The organism is Burkholderia sp. AW33-5 (genome assembly GCF_053427615.1).
Genome location: NZ_JBSAXA010000002.1, coordinates 489,583 through 508,641 on the forward strand (window position 1 = coordinate 489,583; position 19,059 = coordinate 508,641).

Sequence of the window (19,059 nt, forward strand, 5' to 3'; positions counted from 1 at the left end):
TTCTCAGCATGACGCAGCAAATCACGATGACGGCGGCAGACTTGATGACCGATCCGCGCAACGACGACAAGAACCTGTGGGTAGGCTGGGACGAATACCATCGTCTGATCGAGCTGCTTGCGCTCCAGGTGCATGCATCGGGCTGGAAGTTCGACCAGATCCTGTGCCTCGCGCGCGGCGGTCTGCGCGTCGGCGATCAACTCTCGCGCATCTACGACGTCCCGCTCGCGATCCTCGCGACGAGTTCGTATCGCGAAGCGGCCGGCACCGAGCAGGGCGAGCTCGACATCGCGCAGTACATCACGATGACGCGTGGCAACCTCGAGGGCAACGTGCTGCTGGTCGACGATCTCGTCGATTCGGGCGTTACGCTCGCGCGCGTGCAGGAGCACCTGAAGGAGCGTTATCCGGCGGTCAAGGCCGTGCGCTCGGCGGTGCTCTGGTACAAGGGTTGCTCGAAGGTCAAGCCTGACTATCACACGCAGTATCTGCCGACGAATCCGTGGATTCATCAGCCGTTCGAAGAGTGGGACACGGTTCGTCCTCACAATCTCGAGGCGTGGATCAAGCGCGGTCGCGCGCAGCGCGACGGCTCGGGCGCGTGAGCGGCCGGTCGATCGAAGGAAAGCCTTGTACGGCGCCGCTTGCGGCGCCGTTTTTTATTGCAGCAGCGGGCCGGTGAGCGCCACAATCGGTGTTCGCGGTAGGCAGACGGCGCGTCCCCGGCTATGATGGCAGCCCTGCCACAGCTTGCGCGGGATTGCATGCGCGGCGTGGATCACGTGGCTTCAGGGCAACAGGGCAGGACGGTTTTTCAGGGGGGCGCGAGTAGAATAGCGCTCGTTTTGTCCGAACCGGACCCGATTATTAAGCTTCATATGAACGACACGATCCAGGCGACCGACGCAGCCCATGCGCATTCGACGCACCAACATTCGATGCGGGCGCTTGCGATAGCGGCCATCGGCGTCGTGTTCGGCGATATCGGCACGAGCCCGCTGTATTCGCTGAAGGAGGCGTTCAGCCCCGCACACGGCATTCCGCTCACCGAAGGCTCGATTCTCGGGGTGATCTCGCTGCTGTTCTGGGCGATCATCCTTGTGGTCGGCATCAAGTATCTGCTGTTCGTGATGCGGGCCGACAACAACGGCGAGGGCGGCGTGCTCGCGCTGATGGCGCTGTCGCTGCGGCCGCTGGACTCGAAAACCCGCGTCGCGGGCGCGCTGATGGCACTCGGGATCTTCGGCGCGTGCATGTTCTACGGCGACGCCGTGATCACGCCGGCGATTTCCGTGATGTCGGCGGTCGAAGGTCTGGAGATCGCGACGCCGCACCTGTCCCATCTCGTGATGCCGATCACGATCGTGATTCTGATCGCGCTGTTCTGGATCCAGCGTCACGGCACCGCGATGGTCGGCAAGCTGTTCGGGCCGATCATGGTGCTGTGGTTCATCGCGATCGCGGCGCTCGGCGTGTATCACATCGTGCGCGTGCCGGGCATCATCGCGGCGATCAACCCGTATTACGCGGCGTCGTTCATGTCGGAGCATGTGCTGCAGGCCTATGTCGTGCTCGGTTCGGTCGTGCTGGTGCTGACTGGCGCGGAAGCGCTCTACGCGGACATGGGCCACTTCGGTGCGAAGCCGATTCGCCTCGCCGCATACGGGCTCGTGATGCCGTCGCTCGTGCTGAACTACTTCGGCCAGGGCGCGCTGCTGATCCAGAACCCGAAGGCGATCGAGAACCCGTTCTTCCTGTTGGCGCCGGAATGGGCGCTGCTGCCGCTCGTCGTGCTGTCGACGGTCGCGACCGTGATCGCTTCGCAGGCCGTGATCTCGGGCGCGTATTCGCTGACGTCGCAGGCGATCCAGCTCGGCTACGTGCCGCGCATGAAGGTGCTGCATACGTCCGAATTGGCGATCGGCCAGATCTACGTGCCGGTCGTGAACTGGCTGCTGCTGTTCGTGATCCTCTGCATCGTGATCGGCTTCAAGAGCTCCGACAACCTCGCCGCAGCGTACGGTATCGCGGTGACGGCGACGATGGTGATCACGACCGTGCTCGCGGCCGTCGTGATGGTGAAGGTGTGGAAGTGGAACCGGCTGCTCGTCGGCGCGATCATCGCGGTGTTCCTCGCGGTCGACCTGGGCTTTTTCGGCGCGAACCTGCTCAAGGTCGCGCAGGGCGGTTGGCTGCCGCTCGGCATCGGCGCGCTGTTGTTCTTCCTGCTGATGACCTGGTACACGGGCCGCCACATCGTCAAGGAGCGTACGGCTGCCGACGGTATCCCGCTCGAGCCGTTCCTGCAGGGGCTGCTCGCGCATCCGCCGCACCGTGTGTCGGGCACCGCGATCTACCTGACCGGTAACGACAAGCTCGTGCCCGTCAGCCTGCTGCACAACCTGAAGCACAACAAGGTGCTGCACGAGCGGACCATTTTCCTGACGTTCGTCACGCGTGACATCCCGTATGTGCGCGACGACAAGCGCCTGAGTGCGCGCGACGCGGGCGGCGGCCTGTACATCGTCAAGGCCGAATACGGCTTCAACGAGACGCCGGACGTGAAAGCCGTGCTCGAGGAATTCGGCCGCACCCATGACATGACGTTCGAACTGATGGACACGTCGTTTTTCCTCGCGCGCGAAACGGTCGTGCCGACGCATCTGCCCGGCATGTCGATCTGGCGCGAACGCGTGTTCGCATGGATGCATCAGAACGCGGCGAAGCCCACCGACTTCTTCTCGATCCCGGCGAACCGCGTGGTCGAGCTCGGCACCAAGATCGAAATCTGACCGGCACGCGGGCCGCACATGCGGCCCATGCTGGTCCGGCCGCGCTTGCCGAGGCCATGAAAAAGCCCGCCTTCCGGCGGGCTTTTTTCGTTCGTCGACGGCCTTCGCGTGCTCAGCGCTTCAGCTTCGCGAACGCCGCGGCCATCGCGCCGGCCGGTTCCGGCTCGCGCGAACGCTGGGGACGGGCCGCGCCGCGGCCGGCATTGCCGCGATCCTGACCGCCGCGCGGCGCCAGGCTCGGTGTGGCCGCTTCGTCGTCCAGGCGCATCGTCAGCGAAATGCGCTGACGCTTCACGTCGACGTCGAGCACCTTGACTTTGACGACCTGGCCGGCCTTCACGACTTCGTGCGGATCCTTGATGAACTTCGTCGACATCGCGGACACGTGGACGAGGCCGTCCTGATGCACGCCGACATCCACGAATGCGCCGAACGCCGCGACGTTCGTCACGACACCTTCAAGCAGCATGCCCGGCATCAGGTCGGACACCTTTTCGACGCCGTCACGGAACGTTGCGGTCTTGAATTCGGGACGCGGGTCGCGACCCGGTTTTTCGAGTTCGGACAGGATGTCGCGCACGGTCGGCAGGCCGAAACGTTCGTCGACGAATTCGGCCGGCGACAGGCCGGACAGCGCATCGCGGCTGCCGAGCACGTCGTCGATCCGCTTGCTGATCTTCGCGAGGATTCGTTCGACGACGGGATAAGCCTCCGGGTGGACCGACGAGCGGTCGAGCGGATTCTCGCCGCCGTTGATGCGCAGGAAGCCGGCTGCCTGCTCGAAGGTCTTGTCGCCGAGGCGCGGCACCTTGCGCAGGTGATCGCGCGACGGGAACGGCCCATTCGCGTCGCGGTAGTCGACGATGTTGCGCGCGAGCGTGGCGTTCAGGCCCGAGACGCGCGCGAGCAGCGCGACCGACGCGGTGTTCGCGTCGACGCCGACCGCGTTCACGCAATCCTCGACCACCGCATCGAGCGAGCGGGCGAGTTCGCGCTGGTTCACGTCGTGCTGGTACTGGCCGACGCCGATCGCCTTCGGCTCGATCTTCACGAGCTCGGCGAGCGGGTCCTGCAGCCGGCGGGCGATCGACACGGCGCCGCGCAGCGACACGTCGAGTTCCGGGAATTCCTTTGCGGCCAGCTCGGACGCCGAGTAGACCGACGCGCCGGCTTCCGACACGACGATCTTCTGCAGCCGCAGTTCCGGATGCTTCGAGATCAGCTCGCTCGCGAGCTTGTCGGTTTCACGGGACGCGGTGCCGTTGCCGATACTGATCAGCTCGGCCTGCGTCTGTGCGGCGATGCGCGCGAGCTTCGCGAGCGAGCCGTCCCAGTCGCGGCGCGGCTCGTGCGGGTAGATCGTATCGGTCGCGAGCAGCTTGCCGGTGCGGTCGACCACGGCAACCTTCACGCCCGTGCGCAGGCCGGGGTCGAGACCGATCACGGCCTTCGGGCCGGCCGGCGCGGCCAGCAGCAGGTCCTTCAGGTTGCGGGCGAACACGCGGATCGCTTCGGCTTCCGCCGTTTCGCGCAGTTGCGTGAGCAGTTCATTCTCGATGTGCGGCTGCACCTTCACGCGCCAGCACCAGCGGCACACGTCCGACAGCCACTTGTCCGCCGGGCGGCTCTGGTTCGCGATTCCGAAATGGCGCGCGATCATCGCTTCGCCGGGATGCGGGACTTGCGCGTCGAGTTCCTCGCCGAGCCCGAGCTTGACGGTCAGCACGCCGGCATTGCGACCGCGGAACAGAGCCAGCGCGCGGTGCGACGGCACGGTCCGGATCGTTTCCGCGTAGTCGTAGTAATCGCGGAACTTCTCGCCTTCCTCGTTTTCCTTGCCTTCGACGACCGCGGAGGATACGACGCCCTGGCTGTGCAGGTAGTCGCGCAGCTTGCCGAGCAGTTCGGCCGTTTCGCCGAATTGTTCGGACAGGATGTCGCGCGCGCCGTCGAGCGCGGCCTTCACGTCGGCGACGCCCTTGTCGGCATCGACGTACGCGGCGGCTTCCGTCTGCGGGTCGAGCAGCGGATTCGCGAGCAGCGCCTGCGCGAGCGGCTCCAGGCCGGCTTCGCGCGCGATCTGCGCGCGCGTGCGGCGCTTCGGCTTGTACGGCAGATAAAGGTCTTCGAGCACCTGCTTGCTGTCGGCCGCGTCGATCGCGGCGCGCAGTTCGTCGGTCAGCTTGCCCTGTTCGTCGATGCTCGACAGGATCGCCGCGCGGCGGTCCTCGAGCTCGCGCAGATACAGGAGACGTTCCTCGAGCTGGCGCAGCTGCGTGTCGTCCAGGTTGCCGGTCACTTCCTTGCGGTACCGGGCAATGAACGGAACGGTCGAGCCTTCGTCGAGGAGTTGCACTGCCGCCGCGACCTGGCGCGGCTGGACGGACAGTTCGGTGGCGATGCGCTGTACGATCTTGAGTGCTACGGTTTCCGTCATGTCGTGGATGATCTGCCTGCTGAAATCGCGGCGCGGGCCGGCAGGCCGCGCGGCGCGGGCTGCTAGACGGGCCCGCCGGACCAGATGCCGCGGGTGAGTGAAGCGGGGCATTTTGCCATAAATGGCGGAGCGCCCAGCCGGGGGTGATAGAATTTGACACATGTCCCGCAGCTTTCCTACGACGTTGCCAACTTCCCGCATTTCTCTCGTCGCGCTCGGCGCAGCGCTTGCCGCGGCTTTGTCCGCCGGGTCTACCGTCGCGTACGCACAGGCATCGGGCGCAACCGCGCCGGACGCCGCAGTGGCCGCGCCCGTCGCACCCTCCGCCACGCAGGATTTTGACGCCCGTCAAAAAGTGCTCAATCAACGTTCCGCGGAAAACGATTATCGTTATGCCGTGGCGGAGCACGATTGCTACAGCAAGTTCTTTGTCAATCATTGTCTCGGCAATGCGCGCGACCGGATGCGCGAGGAGCGGGCGAGCATCCGTCAGGAGCAGCTCGCGCTCGACGACGAGCAGCGCGCGGTGCGGGCGCAGCAGCGCGACCAGCAGCAGGCGTTGAAGCAGGCGCAGAATGCGGCGGAAGCGCCGCAGCGCGCGGCGAACGATGCGGCGAACGCGGCTGCGTTCCGCGACAAGCAGGAGCAGAATGCACTGAAGCAGGCGCAGCGCGGCGCCGAGGGGCCGCAGCGCGCCGCGAACAAGCAGGCATACGACCAGAAGCAGGCAGACTTCCAGCGCAAGCTCGACCAGGCGCGCCAGCAGGGCGCGCAGAAGGCGCAGGAGCGGGCGGACAACGCCGCGCGCTACGAGCAGAAGCAGAAGGAAGCTGCGCAGCACAAGGCCGATGTCGAGCGGCGTCAGCAGGAAGCGGCCGACAAGGCCAAGCAGCAGCAACAGCAGGGGCAGTAACGTGTTGGATTGATCCGGAGTCAGTCTCGTGCGTGCCGGCACGCCAGTCGGCGCGCTGCTTCGATGAGGAGGCGCATATGCAAAACCGTCCCACGGAACAGCAGCAGGAATTGCACAACCGTTTGGCTGCATTGCAGGAGCAGCACCAGCAGCTTGCTCGGGAGATCGAGCTGAAGGAAGGACACTCCGACATCGACGACATCACGCTGCACCGGCTGAAGAAGGAAAAGCTGGCGGCCAAGGACAAAATCATTTTGCTGCAATCGCAGCTGGAACCGGATAAGCGCGCCTGAGCGCGGCCTGGCAAGCGCCGGCGCCGCCCGGGCGCTGGACACAGGAACGCTTGCCTTGAATTCACCGCTTGAAGCCAACCCCGATGCCCGGCGTGACGCGTCGTCCGCCGGGCGCGTTCGTGCGCCCGAAGGCACCTTCGAGCTGAGCCGCAAGCGCGTCGACGAACTCGACACGATCTTCGGCGACGGCGGATTGCTCGCGCGCGCGCTCGACGGCTATCACCCGCGTCAGTCGCAGATCGAGATGGCGCGCGCGGTCGCGTCCGCGATGGAGGCGTCCGCGCGCCGGATGCCCGAGCCGGAAATCTTCGAGACCCGCAAGCGGCCGGCACGCCGCCTCGGCGAAGGCGACAAGGCGGCCGAATCCGCCGCGGAGGGGGCTGCGGTCGAAGCCGACGGCGACGCCGGCGACAACACGCTGATCGTCGAGGCCGGCACCGGTACCGGCAAGACCTATGCGTATCTGGTGCCCGCGATGCTGTGGGGCGGCAAGGTGATCGTGTCGACCGGCACGAAGCACCTGCAGGACCAGCTGTTCCAGCGCGACATCCCGACGGTGCGCAACGCGCTCGCGGTGCCGGTGACGGTCGCGATGCTCAAGGGCCGCTCGAACTACCTGTGCCATTACTACCTGCAGCGCACGGCCGACAACGGCCGCCTGCCGTCGCGCCAGGACACCGCGTATCTGCAGGAAATCGTCCGGTTCGCCAAGGTCACGAAGAGCGGCGACAAGGCCGAGCTCGCGAGCGTGCCGGAGACGGCACCCGTGTGGTCGATGGTCACGTCGACACGCGACAACTGTCTTGGCCAGGAGTGCCCGCATTACAAGGAGTGCTTCGTGATGCAGGCGCGCCGCGAGGCGCAGCAGGCGGACATCGTCGTCGTCAACCATCACCTGTTCTTCGCGGACATCATGCTGCGCGACACAGGGATGGCCGAACTGCTGCCGAACGCGAACACGGTGATCTTCGACGAAGCGCACCAGCTGCCGGAGACGGCCACGCTGTTCTTCGGCGAGACGCTGTCGACCACGCAGATCCTCGAACTCGCGCGCGACACGGTCGCCGAAGGCCTGAGCCATGCGCGCGATGCGGTCGAGTGGGTGAAGCTCGGCGGCGATCTCGAACGTGCGGCGCGCGACCTGCGTCTCGCGTTCGCGAACGACCAGATCGTGCGCATGTCGCTCGCGCAACTGGGCGACGATCACCCGATGTTCGGCGCGCTCGACGCGCTCGAAGTGGCGCTCGATGCGCTTGCCTCGGCGCTCGCGAGCCAGGCCGAGCGGGCGGAGTCGCTCGGTGCGTGCCTGCGGCGCGCACGCGAGCTGCAGGACCTGCTCGCGGGCTGGGTCGCGCCCGGCGCGGCGGAAGCGGCTGCGAAGGCCGATGCCGCGGCCGCCGGCGACAAGGCGGCCACCGACGACCCGAACGAGAAGGTGCGCTGGGTCGAAGTGTTCGCGCATACCGTCCAGCTGCACGAGACGCCGCTGTCGGTTGCGCCGATTTTCGCGAAGCAGCGTGCCGGCGTGCCCCGCGCGTGGGTGTTCACGTCGGCGACGCTGTCGGTGCGCGGCGACTTCACGCACTACGCGGCCCAGATGGGCCTCAGCTCGCGGCGCTCGATGACGCTCGCAAGCCCGTTCGACTATCAGACGCAGGGCCTGCTGTATGTGCCGCGCAACTTGCCGCAGCCGTCGTCGCCGGCGTTTACCGATGCCGTGTTCGATGCCGCGTTGCCGGCGATCGAGGCATCGGGCGGCGGCGTGTTCATGTTGTGCACGACGCTGCGCGCGGTCGACCGGATCGCGTCGAAACTGCGCGACGTGATCGAGTCGCGCGGCTGGAACACGCCGCTGCTGGTGCAGGGCGATGCCAGCCGTACCGAACTGCTCGATCGGTTCCGTTCGTACGGCAATGCGATTCTCGTCGGCAGCCAGAGCTTCTGGGAAGGCGTCGACGTGCGCGGCGACGCGCTGTCGCTCGTCGTGATCGACAAGCTGCCGTTCGCGCCGCCCGACGATCCGGTGCTGGCCGCGCGGCTCGATGCGTTGACCAAGAAGGGCTTGAGCCCGTTCGCGGTACACCAGCTGCCCCAGGCCGTGATCACGCTGAAGCAGGGCGCGGGCCGGCTGATTCGCGCGGAGACGGATCGCGGCGTGCTGATGATCTGCGACACGCGGCTCGTCGACAAGCCTTACGGTCGACGGATCTGGCAGAGCCTGCCGCCGTTCAAGCGCACCCGCGAGATCGCGGTCGTGCAGGACTTCTTCGACGAGCATCGCGCGGCAAAACGCGCGTGACCGCGCTGCCGCCTGCTGCGGGCGGCACCAACAAAAAACCCGGCTCGATGGCCGGGTTTTTTGTTGGTGCTTGGGCGTCGCTCAGAACTGCCACCATGACTTCTTCGTGCCGGGGCGCGAATGGCCGGTGATGTACGGGCTGTCCGGGAAGGTTCCGGCGAGCACGCGCTTCGTGTCTTCCGCGAGTTCCGGCTGGTTCAGCTTGCCGTACGACAGGATCATGATGTGCAGCGCGTCCTCGATCGCCGGCGCGCCCTTGTAGTCCTTGATCGCGAGCTGCGCGCGGTTGATCGCCGCGACATAGGCACCGCGCCGATAGTAGTAGTCGGCCGCGTGCACTTCGTGCGAGGCGAGCGCGTTGACGATGTAGCGCATCCGGGCGGCGGCGTCGGGCGCGTACTTGCTCTTCGGGAACCGGTCGACGACGACCTTGAACGCGTCATACGATTCGCGCAGTGCCTGCGGATCGCGCTCGCTCATGTCCTGACCGGAGAAGCGGCCGAACAGGCCGAGATCGTCGTTGAAGTGGATCATCCCCTTCAGGTAGTACGCGTACGGGATGTCCGGGTGATCCGGATGCAGCTGGATGAAGCGGTCGACGGCCTGGTCGGCGGCTGCCGCTTCGTTGTCCTTCCAGTTGCAGTACGCGACGTTGATCTGCGCCTGTTGCGCGAAACGGCCGAACGGATCGCGACCTTGCAGCGATTCGAAATATTTCGCGCACTTGCCCCAGTCGCCGCCGGACAGTGCGTCCTGGGCCTCTGAGTATAATTTGTTGTTCGACCAGGTAGCCGTCTCGTCCTGCTTCTGCGGCAAGCCGTGGCAGCCGGCGATGAGGGCCGCGGCCGCTACCACCGCAGCTCGGGCGGCGACGGTTTTGGCCGTACGTTTGGTCGAATTCATCATGCTCGCATGTCCTAGCTTCAAGTCTCGGTGACCCAGTCTAAATGACCCGTTCAAGTTCGCAGAATGCCCCGCGGGGCAAGTCAAATCGCGAAGATTATAGCCCAAGCGATCGGCCCGCCGACGCTGCGTCGGGGGATTCTCCCGACGACGATCTCGCTGCAGACGCGATGCAGCCGCCTGTCGTGCCGTCCGCGGCGGCCGACGAAGCGCCGCGCGTCGTCGAAGTGCCGCTGTCGCTCGCGGGTGAGCGCCTCGATAAAGCGCTTGCCCAACTGTTCCCCGAATTCTCCCGCAGCCGCCTGCAGAGCTGGATCGAGGCGCAGCGCGTGCTGGTCGACGGCGCGCCGGCGAAGATCCGCCAGCCGGTGCCGCTCGGCGCGAGGATCGAGCTCGTGCCCGACCTGCTGCCCGAGCAGCTGGCGTTTACGCCGGAGCCGGTGCCGCTCGACGTGATCTACGAGGACGACGCGCTCGTCGTCATCAACAAGCCGGCGGGCCTCGTCGTCCACCCGGCTGCCGGCAACTGGAGCGGCACGATCCTCAACGGCCTGCTGCACCGCTACGGCGACGCGGCGGCCGGCCTGCCGCGCGCGGGCATCGTGCACCGGCTCGACAAGGAGACGTCCGGCCTCATGGTGGTTGCGCGCACACTCGCCGCGCAGACCGACCTCGTGCGCCAGCTGCAGGCACGCACGGTGAAGCGCCGCTATTTCGCGCTCGTCTGGGGCATGATGCCCGAAGACGGCACGATCGACGCGCCGATCGGCCGCGATCCGCGCGAGCGCACGCGCATGGCCGTCGTCACCGGCGCGTCGGGCAAGCCCGCGCGCACGCATTTCCGCACGGTTGACACATGCATGTGGCAACGTCAGCCGGTGTCTGCGATCCAGTGCGATCTCGAAACCGGCCGCACGCATCAGATCCGCGTGCACTGCTCGCATGTCGGGCATCCGCTGCTCGGCGATCCGGTGTACGGGCGCGCGCGCGGCAAGCGCTCGGTCGCGCCGCTGCCGGGCGGGTTCGCGCGGCAGGCGCTGCACGCCTGGCGGCTCGGCCTCGTGCATCCGGTGACGGGCAAGACGATGCAGTGGCGTTGTCCGTTGCCGGACGACATGAACGCGCTCGTCGCGGCGCTGGGCTTCGGGCAGGGCGACGAGGAATTCGACGATGAAGACGGTGTCTACGACGATGACGATTTCGCCGGCGATTATCAGGATCACGACGACGATTACGACGATGAGGAGGAATGAGTGCCGATGACGAACCTGGCGCCGTTGACGTGGCAGGACTGCGTGCAGCCCGACTGGCAGGTGGCGCCGCGCGTGCGTGCGCTGATCACGACGCGCGACGGCGGCGTGAGCGAGGGCCCGTACGGGCGCTGGCAGGACGGCGCCGCGTTGCCGGGCGGGATGAATCTCGGCCTGCATACCGGTGACGATCCGGCCCATGTCGCCGCGAATCGCGCGCGCTTGCTCGCGCTGGCGGGCCAGTCGCGAGCGGCATGGCTCGAACAGGTTCACGGCGCGCGGATCGTGCGCGCGGACGAGGTGATCGAGGCCGCGCCGGGCGCCGAGGCGCCCGTGCAGGCCGACGCGAGCGTGACGGACCGCGCGGGCGCGGTCTGTGTCGTGATGGTCGCGGATTGCCTGCCGGTGCTGTTGTGCGACGCGCGGGGTCGCGCGGTGGGTGCCGCGCATGCTGGCTGGCGCGGGCTCGCGGCCGGCATCGTCGAGCAGACCGCGGCTCGCGTCGCGGCACTCGCCGGCGGCGCGACGGATGAACTCCATGCGTACCTCGGGCCCGCGATCGGCCCGCGGGCATTCGAAGTCGGCGCCGATGTGCGCGAGGCGTTTCTCGACACGGCTCCGCAGTCGGAGCATGATGAGACGCGGCAAGCGTTCGTCGCGATCGACGGCGCGCCCGGCAAGTATCTCGCCGACCTCTATGCGCTTGCGCGCCTGCGCCTCGCGCGTGCAGGCGTGGCGCACGTGAGCGGCGGGACCGCCTGCACGGTCACCGAACACGCGCGCTTCTATTCGTACCGGCGCGACCGCGTGACCGGCCGCATGGCGGCGGCGATCTGGCTGGCAGATTGACGGCTGACCGCGCGCATTAGCGCGCGGCTTGGTTTGTTGCGCTGCGAAATCGGTTATTCCGATATTGGCGCGGCAATGCGGCGTTGCATGGACAACCGAATGAATAATCGCGAAGTCAAGTCGATCAAAATGTTTTATGTTTCGCCGGAAGCCTTGTCCCGCTTGTTGCGCACGGATTATCTCCGAGCAGAAATGTTCGGTGGTTTGACGCAGTGCTTCACATGGGGAAAACGATAATGATAAAAATACCGCACTGCGGCAGAATCTGGAGACGCCTCTCCAGAGCATGACGGCCCGGCTCGCAGCCGGCACGCCGCGCGCGAGCAGGATTTCACGATTGACGCTCACGAATCACCGGTAAGGCAGGTAATGACAGCATCGAAAAATTCGTCGACGTCCGCTCAGGCGGGCACTTCCGCAGGCAGCACCGGATTCGACCAGGCTACCCAGCCGATGCAGCAGATGTTCGAGGCATGGCTGAACGCCTGGCGCGGTTTCGCCGATCCGGCGCGCGCCGCAACGGCGGCGACCACCGCGAATCCGTTCGCCGCATTCCAGTTCCCGACATCCGTTCCGTTCCAGATGCCGTCGATGCCCGATCTGGGCGCCTTCGGCGGCCTGGCTTCGCCGTTCGCGGGACTGAAGCTGCCGGTGGCCGCGATCCCGCCGGAACGACTCCAGAAGCTGCAGGCCGACTACGCGCGCGATTGCATGACGCTGATGCAGCAGGCCGCCGCGGCGAAGCTCGAGTCGCCTGAACTGAAGGACCGCCGCTTCAGCGCGGATGCGTGGAAGGCTTCGCCCGCGCATGCGTTCGCCGCTGCGTGGTATCTGCTCAACGCGCGCTACCTGCAGGAACTGGCCGACGCGCTCGAGACCGATCCGAAGACGCGCGAACGTATCCGTTTCTCCGTCCAGCAATGGACCGCCGCCGCCGCGCCGAGCAACTTCCTGGCGCTCAATCCCGATGCACAGAAATCGATCCTCGAGACGCAGGGCGAAAGCCTGCGGCAGGGGATGATGAACCTGCTCGGCGACATGCAGCGCGGCAAGATTTCGCAGACCGACGAATCGCAATTCGTGGTCGGCAAGAACCTCGGGTGTACCGAAGGCTCGGTCGTCTACGAGAACGACCTGATCCAGCTGATCCAGTACGCGCCGAAGACGGACAAGGTGTTCGAGCGCCCGCTCCTGATCGTGCCGCCGTGCATCAACAAGTTCTACATCCTCGACCTGCAGCCCGAGAATTCGCTCGTCGCGCATGCGCTGTCGAACGGCCATCAGGTGTTCCTCGTGTCGTGGCGCAACGCCGATGCGTCGGTCGCGCACAAGACATGGGACGACTACATGAACGAGGGGCTGCTCGCGGCGATCGACGCCGTGCAGCAGATCAGCGGCCGCGAGCAGATCAACACGCTCGGCTTCTGCGTCGGCGGCACGATGCTCGCGACCGCGCTGTCGGTGCTCGCCGCGCGCGGCGAACATCCGGCCGCGTCGATGACGTTGCTGACCGCGATGCTCGATTTCACCGACACCGGCATCCTCGACGTGTTCGTCGACGAGGCGCACGTGCAGATGCGCGAGCAGACCATCGGCGGCAAGAACGGCGCGGCGCCGGGGCTGATGCGCGGCGTCGAGTTCGCGAACACGTTCTCGTTCCTGCGGCCGAACGACCTCGTGTGGAACTACGTCGTCGACAACTACCTGAAGGGCCGCACGCCCGCCGCGTTCGACCTGCTGTACTGGAACAGCGACTCGACGAGCCTGCCGGGCCCGATGTACGCGTGGTACCTGCGCAATACCTATCTCGAGAACAAGCTCCGCGTGCCGGGCGCGCTGACCGTGTGCGGCGAATCCGTCGACCTGTCGCGCATCGACGTGCCGACCTTCATCTACGGATCGCGCGAGGATCACATCGTGCCGTGGCAGACGGCCTACGCGTCGACTTCGATCCTGACGGGCCCGTTGAAGTTCGTGCTCGGCGCGTCGGGCCACATCGCGGGCGTGATCAATCCGCCGGCGAAGAAGAAGCGCAGCTACTGGGTCAACGACAACGATCTGCCCGAATCCGCGGACGACTGGTTCGCCGGCGCGACCGAGCAGCCGGGCAGCTGGTGGACGACCTGGGTCGAGTGGCTCGACCAGTACGGCGGCCGCAAGGTGGCGCCGCCCGCCAAGGCCGGTTCCGCGCAGTTCCCGGTGATCGAACCGGCGCCGGGTCGCTACGTGTTGCAGCGCGATTGACGAAAGACGGACAGCGGCGCACGCTGTCCGGTGCACCGCAGTTTTTTTTAACAGGGCCGGTAGCGATGCGCCGTGTCGTGCGGGCCTGGAGGAAAGGGAAATGACGGACGTAGTGATCGTATCGGCCGCGCGGACCGCGGTCGGCAAATTCGGCGGCTCGCTCGCGAAGATCGCGGCACCGGAGTTGGGCGCGACGGTGATTCGCGCGGTGCTGGAGCGTTCGGGCGTGAAGCCCGAGCAGGTGAGCGAAGTGATCATGGGCCAGGTGCTGGCGGCGGGCTCGGGGCAGAACCCGGCGCGCCAGTCGCTGATCAAGGCCGGCCTGCCGAACGCGGTGCCGGGCATGACGATCAACAAGGTGTGCGGCTCGGGCCTGAAGGCGGTGATGCTGGCGGCGAACGCGATCGTGGCGGGCGACGCGGACATCGTGATCGCGGGCGGCCAGGAAAACATGAGCGCGGCGCCGCACGTGCTGCCGGGCTCGCGCGACGGGTTCCGGATGGGCGACGCGAAGCTGGTCGACACGATGATCGTCGACGGCCTGTGGGACGTGTACAACCAGTACCACATGGGCATCACGGCGGAGAACGTCGCGAAGGAATACGGGATCACGCGCGAGGAGCAGGACGCGTTCGCGGCGCTGTCGCAGAACAAGGCGGAGGCCGCGCAGAAGGCCGGCCGCTTCGACGCCGAGATCGTGCCGGTGTCGATTCCGCAGCGCAAGGGCGAGCCGCTGCAGTTCGCGACCGACGAGTTCGTGCGTCACGGCGTGACGGCGGAATCGCTGGCGGGGCTGAAGCCGGCGTTCTCGAAGGACGGCTCGGTGACGGCGGCGAACGCGTCGGGGCTGAACGACGGCGCGGCGGCGGTGCTGGTGATGTCGGCGCAGAAGGCGGCGGCGCTCGGCCTGACGCCGCTCGCGCGGATCAAGGCATACGCGAACGCGGGCGTGGATCCGAGCGTGATGGGCATGGGTCCGGTGCCGGCATCGCGCCGCTGCCTGGAGCGAGCGGGCTGGACGCCGGGCGACCTGGACCTGATGGAAATCAACGAGGCCTTCGCGGCGCAGGCGCTGGCGGTGCACAAGCAGATGGGCTGGGACACGTCGAAGGTGAACGTGAACGGCGGTGCGATCGCGATCGGTCACCCGATCGGCGCGTCGGGCTGCCGGATCCTGGTGACGCTGCTGCACGAGATGGTCAAGCGCGATGCGAAGCGCGGGCTGGCGTCGCTGTGCATCGGCGGCGGGATGGGCGTCGCGCTTGCGGTCGAGCGTCCGTAACCGGTCGTCCGTCACGGCCAAACCAATCCGGGCGCCGGCCGATTGCGGCTTCGGTCGGCGTTACGTGAAGTCAGAGGGGGCCTCCGGCGGCTCTCGAAACCAAAAAATGGAGTGAGATTTATGTCTCAGCGAATTGCGTACGTAACGGGCGGGATGGGCGGCATCGGCACCAGCATCTGCCAGCGTCTGTCGAAAGACGGCTTCAAGGTGGTCGCGGGTTGCGGCCCGAACTCGCCGCGCCGGGTGAAATGGCTCGAGGACCAGAAGGCGCTCGGCTACGATTTCATCGCGTCGGAAGGCAACGTGGGCGACTGGGACTCGACCAAGGCAGCGTTCGACAAGGTCAAGGCCGAAGTCGGCGAGATCGACGTGCTGGTCAACAACGCGGGCATCACGCGCGACGTCGTGTTCCGCAAGATGACGCATGAAGACTGGACGGCCGTGATCGACACCAACCTGACGAGCCTGTTCAACGTGACGAAGCAGGTGATCGACGGGATGGTCGAGCGCGGCTGGGGCCGGATCATCAACATTTCGTCGGTGAACGGCCAGAAGGGGCAATTCGGCCAGACGAACTACTCGACCGCGAAAGCCGGCATCCACGGTTTCACGATGTCGCTCGCGCAGGAAGTCGCAACGAAGGGCGTGACGGTCAACACCGTGTCGCCCGGCTACATCGGCACCGACATGGTGAAGGCGATTCGTCCGGACGTGCTCGAGAAGATCGTCGCGACTATCCCGGTGCGTCGTCTCGGCGCGCCGGAGGAAATCGGTTCGATCGTCGCGTGGCTCGCGTCGAACGACTCCGGCTTCGCGACGGGCGCCGACTTCTCGCTGAACGGCGGCCTGCATATGGGCTGAACGTCCGGCTGCGCGGGCCGCTTCGGCCGCGCGGCCCGGCGTTTCCGAAGGCCCCCGCCTCCCGGATCCGGGAGGCGGGGATTTGTCACTTGCGCTACGCTGCACCCAAAGGCGTTACATGACTACTACAAAGAAAACGGCCGAGCGGCTCATCAAGAAGTACCCGAACCGCCGGCTCTACGATACCGAGACGAGCACGTACATCACGCTGACCGACGTCAAGCAGCTCGTGCTGGAACAGGAGGACTTCAAGGTCGTCGACGCGAAATCCAACGAAGACCTGACGCGCAGCATCCTGCTGCAGATCATCCTCGAGGAAGAGAGCGGCGGCGTGCCGATGTTCTCGTCGTCGATGCTGTCGCAGATCATCCGTTTCTACGGTCATGCGATGCAGGGCATGATGGGCACGTACCTGGAAAAGAATATCCAGGCGTTCATCGACATCCAGAACAAGCTCGCGGATCAATCGAAGAACCTTTACGAAGGTAACGCGATGAATCCGGAAGTCTGGTCGCAGTTCATGAACATGCAGGCGCCGATGATGCAAGGGATGATGACGAGCTACATCGAGCAGTCGAAGAACATGTTCGTGCAGATGCAGGAGCAGATGCAGAACCAGGCGAAGTCGATGTTCAGCACGTTCCCGTTCAAGCAACCGGGCGCGCCGGAGCCGGAGAAGAAGTAACGCTTGCGCGGCAGGCCGGTCGCGGCGGCACCCGCCGCCCGCCGCCTGGCTTGGCGCCGCGATGCGCGGCGGTGCGATGCGGCCGATCGTGTGCTCGGGCACGACGATGGCCGCTGGCCGCCAGCGCAAGATGTTGCCGACGGTCGTTCCTGATCGTCGGCACCGAATGCCTGTGCCCTCGCGTGGGGGGCGGTGTGATCGTGGTCCGGTCGCCTTTATCTAATTCCAGAGAGTCATCAGCAAATCGACACCCGGGCGTGTCGCGCCGCACGGCGTGCGTTTGTGCCAGTGCGGCCGATCGCCATTGCGTCGGGCCGCGTCACAACGCGCAGCGGCGAAGCCTGCGCGTTCGCCGGCTTGGCTCAAAGTGCCGGATCGAAATCCTGGTGATCGTCCGCGGGAGGAAGGTCGAGCACGAGCTTCACCGCGCAGTAGTTCGCCTTCAGCGAAAACACCCGGCCGATCACAAGAAACGTCTGCCGCGAATTCTCGAGTTCGACGAAGTCGCCCGGCTGCGGCACGTGGGCGCCCTGGTCATAGGAAAAGCTGGTGCTGGTCTGCTCGCCGATGGTCTCGGCGGCGTGCTCGGTGAATTCGATCGTGATATGGGTGGTCATGCGAAGCCTGTTGGGTAAGTGAAGAGAGCGGATGTTGCGATTTTCGCATAGGGGCGGGGTGAGGCCCGGGGGCGATTGTCGTGCATGACGGGCGGTGATCGCATTCATCGTTTCATCGTCGCCGGTCCGAAAGGCTGGATCAGCTGCCGGTTCCGCCGGCGCGTGCTGGGTATTGAGGGCGCCATCCACGGCGTCTTGAGCGCCAGTTTTGCCTCCCTGACCCATAAATAGCTGTAAACTCACGCTTTTGCCGCCACGCCCCCACATTCCAGATGTCCCAGTCCCCCAAAGTAGGCTTCGTGTCGCTCGGGTGCCCGAAGGCGCTCGTCGACTCCGAACAAATCATCACCCAACTGCGCGCCGAAGGTTATGAAATCTCCGGCACCTACGACGGTGCCGACCTCGTCGTCGTCAACACCTGCGGCTTCATCGACGAAGCCGTGCAGGAAAGTCTCGACGCAATCGGCGAAGCGCTGACCGAGAACGGCAAGGTGATCGTCACCGGCTGCCTCGGCGCGAAGTCGAGCGCCAGCGGCTCGAACCTGATCGAGGAAGTCCACCCGAAGGTGCTCGCCGTCACCGGCCCGCACGCGGTGGGCGAAGTGATGCAGGCCGTGCACTCGCACCTGCCGAAGCCGCACGATCCGTTCGTCGACCTCGTGCCGGCCGCCGGCATCAAGCTCACGCCGCGCCACTATGCATACCTGAAGATATCCGAAGGCTGCAACCACCGCTGCACGTTCTGCATCATCCCGTCGATGCGCGGCGATCTCGTGTCGCGTCCGGTCGCGGAAGTGATGCTCGAGGCGGAGAACCTGTTCAAGTCGGGCGTGAAGGAACTGCTCGTGATCTCGCAGGACACGAGCGCGTACGGTGTCGACGTGAAGTACCGCACGGGCTTCTGGAACGGCAAGCCGATCAAGACGCGCATGACCGACCTGGTCGCCGCGCTCGGCGAACTCGCCGCGCAGTACGGCGCATGGGTGCGCCTGCACTACGTGTATCCGTATCCGAGCGTCGACGAAGTCATTCCGCTGATGGCCGAAGGCCCGTTCAAGGGCCACGTGCTGCCGTATCTCGACGTGCCGTTCCAGCACGCGCATCCGGAAGTGCTGAAGCGCATGAAGCGCCCGGCGAACGCCGAGAAGGTGCTCGAGCGCGTGCAGAAGTGGCGCGAGATCTGCCCGGACCTGACGATCCGCAGCACGTTCATCGCCGGCTTCCCCGGCGAGACGGAAGAGCAGTTCGAAACGCTGCTCGACTTCATCCGCGAGGCGGAACTCGATCGCGTCGGCTGCTTTGCCTATTCGCCGGTCGAAGGCGCGACCGCGAACGACCTGGACGGCGCACTGCCGGACGACGTTCGCGAAGAACGCCGCGCGCGCTTCATGGAAGTCGCCGAGGAAGTGTCGGCGCGGCGCATCCAGCGCAAGGTCGGCAAGGCCCTCAAGGTGCTGATCGACGAAGTCAGCGAGGAAGGCGGCATCGGCCGCACGGCGGCGGATGCACCGGAGATCGACGGGGTCGTCTACGTCGAACCGGCGACGAAGGCGTCGAAGCGCTACAAGGTCGGCGATTTCGTGTCGGTGAAGATCACCGGCGCGGACGGCCACGACCTGTGGGGCGAGGTCTAA

15 protein-coding genes are annotated in these 19,059 nt (G+C 66.1%); 12 read left to right on the forward strand and 3 right to left on the reverse strand.

All coding sequences use genetic code 11. The features are described 5' to 3' along the window. Positions 1–8 precede the first annotated feature (8 nt). Together ACV22V_RS05760 and ACV22V_RS05765 are read left to right on the forward strand one after the other, a co-directional pair. Positions 9–605, forward strand: coding sequence for a phosphoribosyltransferase (locus ACV22V_RS05760; protein WP_059464415.1), 597 nt, complete (start codon positions 9–11; stop codon positions 603–605). A gap of 273 nt (positions 606–878) precedes the next feature. Then, positions 879–2,792: a potassium transporter Kup gene (locus ACV22V_RS05765; protein WP_059693222.1), complete on the forward strand. Its 1,914-nt coding sequence runs from the start codon at positions 879–881 to the stop codon at positions 2,790–2,792. 112 nt (positions 2,793–2,904) lie between these two features. Here the strand turns inward: ACV22V_RS05765 and ACV22V_RS05770 are convergent, their stop codons facing one another. Further along, the gene (locus ACV22V_RS05770; protein WP_448013219.1) at positions 2,905–5,229 is read right to left on the reverse strand and encodes a Tex family protein; all 2,325 of its coding nucleotides are present in this window, start codon (positions 5,227–5,229) and stop codon (positions 2,905–2,907) included. Positions 5,230–5,389: 160 nt separating this feature from the next. On the opposite strand from ACV22V_RS05770, the gene ACV22V_RS05775 reads away from it, so the two are divergent. The 3 genes from ACV22V_RS05775 to ACV22V_RS05785 all read left to right on the forward strand — a co-directional run bounded on the left by ACV22V_RS05775 (position 5,390) and on the right by ACV22V_RS05785 (position 8,734). Further along, entirely contained in the window at positions 5,390–6,142 is a 753-nt protein-coding gene (locus ACV22V_RS05775; RefSeq protein ID WP_059817511.1) for a hypothetical protein, read from the forward strand. A 77-nt stretch (positions 6,143–6,219) separates the two neighbouring features. Then, positions 6,220–6,435, forward strand: a complete 216-nt coding sequence (locus ACV22V_RS05780) for a YdcH family protein (protein ID WP_006755091.1) — start codon at positions 6,220–6,222, stop codon at positions 6,433–6,435. Between the two features lie 55 nt (positions 6,436–6,490). Continuing rightward, on the forward strand, positions 6,491–8,734 hold the full coding sequence (locus tag ACV22V_RS05785) for an ATP-dependent DNA helicase (RefSeq protein WP_059526051.1): 2,244 nt from the start codon (positions 6,491–6,493) through the stop codon (positions 8,732–8,734). Between the two features lie 81 nt (positions 8,735–8,815). On the opposite strand, the gene ACV22V_RS05790 is transcribed toward ACV22V_RS05785, so the two are convergent. Further along, positions 8,816–9,640, reverse strand: a complete 825-nt coding sequence (locus ACV22V_RS05790) for an outer membrane protein assembly factor BamD (RefSeq protein ID WP_059698466.1) — start codon at positions 9,638–9,640, stop codon at positions 8,816–8,818. Positions 9,641–9,681: 41 nt separating this feature from the next. On the opposite strand from ACV22V_RS05790, the gene ACV22V_RS05795 reads away from it, so the two are divergent. From ACV22V_RS05795 to phaR, 6 genes are all read left to right on the forward strand, one after another. After that, positions 9,682–10,890 carry an RluA family pseudouridine synthase gene (locus ACV22V_RS05795; protein WP_059693216.1) on the forward strand — a complete coding sequence of 403 codons (1,209 nt, stop codon included), beginning with the start codon at positions 9,682–9,684 and terminating at the stop codon, positions 10,888–10,890. A 6-nt stretch (positions 10,891–10,896) separates the two neighbouring features. Further along, positions 10,897–11,736: a peptidoglycan editing factor PgeF gene (gene pgeF / locus ACV22V_RS05800; protein WP_059693606.1), complete on the forward strand. Its 840-nt coding sequence runs from the start codon at positions 10,897–10,899 to the stop codon at positions 11,734–11,736. A 369-nt stretch (positions 11,737–12,105) separates the two neighbouring features. Further along, complete coding sequence (phaC, locus tag ACV22V_RS05805) at positions 12,106–13,980, forward strand: class I poly(R)-hydroxyalkanoic acid synthase (protein ID WP_223961918.1); 1,875 nt, start codon at positions 12,106–12,108, stop codon at positions 13,978–13,980. 100 nt (positions 13,981–14,080) lie between these two features. Next, the gene (locus tag ACV22V_RS05810; protein ID WP_107938120.1) at positions 14,081–15,262 is read left to right on the forward strand and encodes an acetyl-CoA C-acetyltransferase; all 1,182 of its coding nucleotides are present in this window, start codon (positions 14,081–14,083) and stop codon (positions 15,260–15,262) included. Positions 15,263–15,382: 120 nt separating this feature from the next. Beyond that, positions 15,383–16,123 carry a 3-ketoacyl-ACP reductase gene (locus ACV22V_RS05815; RefSeq protein ID WP_059537451.1) on the forward strand — a complete coding sequence of 247 codons (741 nt, stop codon included), beginning with the start codon at positions 15,383–15,385 and terminating at the stop codon, positions 16,121–16,123. Positions 16,124–16,241: 118 nt separating this feature from the next. Continuing rightward, entirely contained in the window at positions 16,242–16,808 is a 567-nt protein-coding gene (phaR, locus tag ACV22V_RS05820; protein ID WP_011549704.1) for a polyhydroxyalkanoate synthesis repressor PhaR, read from the forward strand. Positions 16,809–17,170: 362 nt separating this feature from the next. Here the strand turns inward: phaR and ACV22V_RS05825 are convergent, their stop codons facing one another. Then, positions 17,171–17,425 carry a hypothetical protein gene (locus ACV22V_RS05825; RefSeq protein WP_059537455.1) on the reverse strand — a complete coding sequence of 85 codons (255 nt, stop codon included), beginning with the start codon at positions 17,423–17,425 and terminating at the stop codon, positions 17,171–17,173. Positions 17,426–17,697: 272 nt separating this feature from the next. Between ACV22V_RS05825 and rimO the strand changes: the two genes are divergently transcribed. Next, positions 17,698–19,059, forward strand: coding sequence for a 30S ribosomal protein S12 methylthiotransferase RimO (gene rimO / locus ACV22V_RS05830; RefSeq protein WP_448013220.1), 1,362 nt, complete (start codon positions 17,698–17,700; stop codon positions 19,057–19,059).

Excerpts from the sequence above, each read along its gene's own strand:
- ACV22V_RS05760 (WP_059464415.1), top strand. The coding sequence starts at position 9 with ATGACGCAGCAAATCACGATGACGGCGGCAGACTTGATGACCGATCCG.
- ACV22V_RS05765 (WP_059693222.1), top strand. The coding sequence starts at position 879 with ATGAACGACACGATCCAGGCGACCGACGCAGCCCATGCGCATTCGACG.
- ACV22V_RS05770 (WP_448013219.1), bottom strand. The coding sequence starts at position 5,229 with ATGACGGAAACCGTAGCACTCAAGATCGTACAGCGCATCGCCACCGAA.
- ACV22V_RS05775 (WP_059817511.1), top strand. The coding sequence starts at position 5,390 with ATGTCCCGCAGCTTTCCTACGACGTTGCCAACTTCCCGCATTTCTCTC.
- ACV22V_RS05780 (WP_006755091.1), top strand. The coding sequence starts at position 6,220 with ATGCAAAACCGTCCCACGGAACAGCAGCAGGAATTGCACAACCGTTTG.
- ACV22V_RS05790 (WP_059698466.1), bottom strand. The coding sequence starts at position 9,640 with ATGATGAATTCGACCAAACGTACGGCCAAAACCGTCGCCGCCCGAGCT.
- ACV22V_RS05795 (WP_059693216.1), top strand. The coding sequence starts at position 9,682 with ATGACCCGTTCAAGTTCGCAGAATGCCCCGCGGGGCAAGTCAAATCGC.
- pgeF (WP_059693606.1), top strand. The coding sequence starts at position 10,897 with ATGACGAACCTGGCGCCGTTGACGTGGCAGGACTGCGTGCAGCCCGAC.
- phaC (WP_223961918.1), top strand. The coding sequence starts at position 12,106 with ATGACAGCATCGAAAAATTCGTCGACGTCCGCTCAGGCGGGCACTTCC.
- ACV22V_RS05810 (WP_107938120.1), top strand. The coding sequence starts at position 14,081 with ATGACGGACGTAGTGATCGTATCGGCCGCGCGGACCGCGGTCGGCAAA.
- ACV22V_RS05815 (WP_059537451.1), top strand. The coding sequence starts at position 15,383 with ATGTCTCAGCGAATTGCGTACGTAACGGGCGGGATGGGCGGCATCGGC.
- phaR (WP_011549704.1), top strand. The coding sequence starts at position 16,242 with ATGACTACTACAAAGAAAACGGCCGAGCGGCTCATCAAGAAGTACCCG.
- ACV22V_RS05825 (WP_059537455.1), bottom strand. The coding sequence starts at position 17,425 with ATGACCACCCATATCACGATCGAATTCACCGAGCACGCCGCCGAGACC.
- rimO (WP_448013220.1), top strand. The coding sequence starts at position 17,698 with ATGTCCCAGTCCCCCAAAGTAGGCTTCGTGTCGCTCGGGTGCCCGAAG.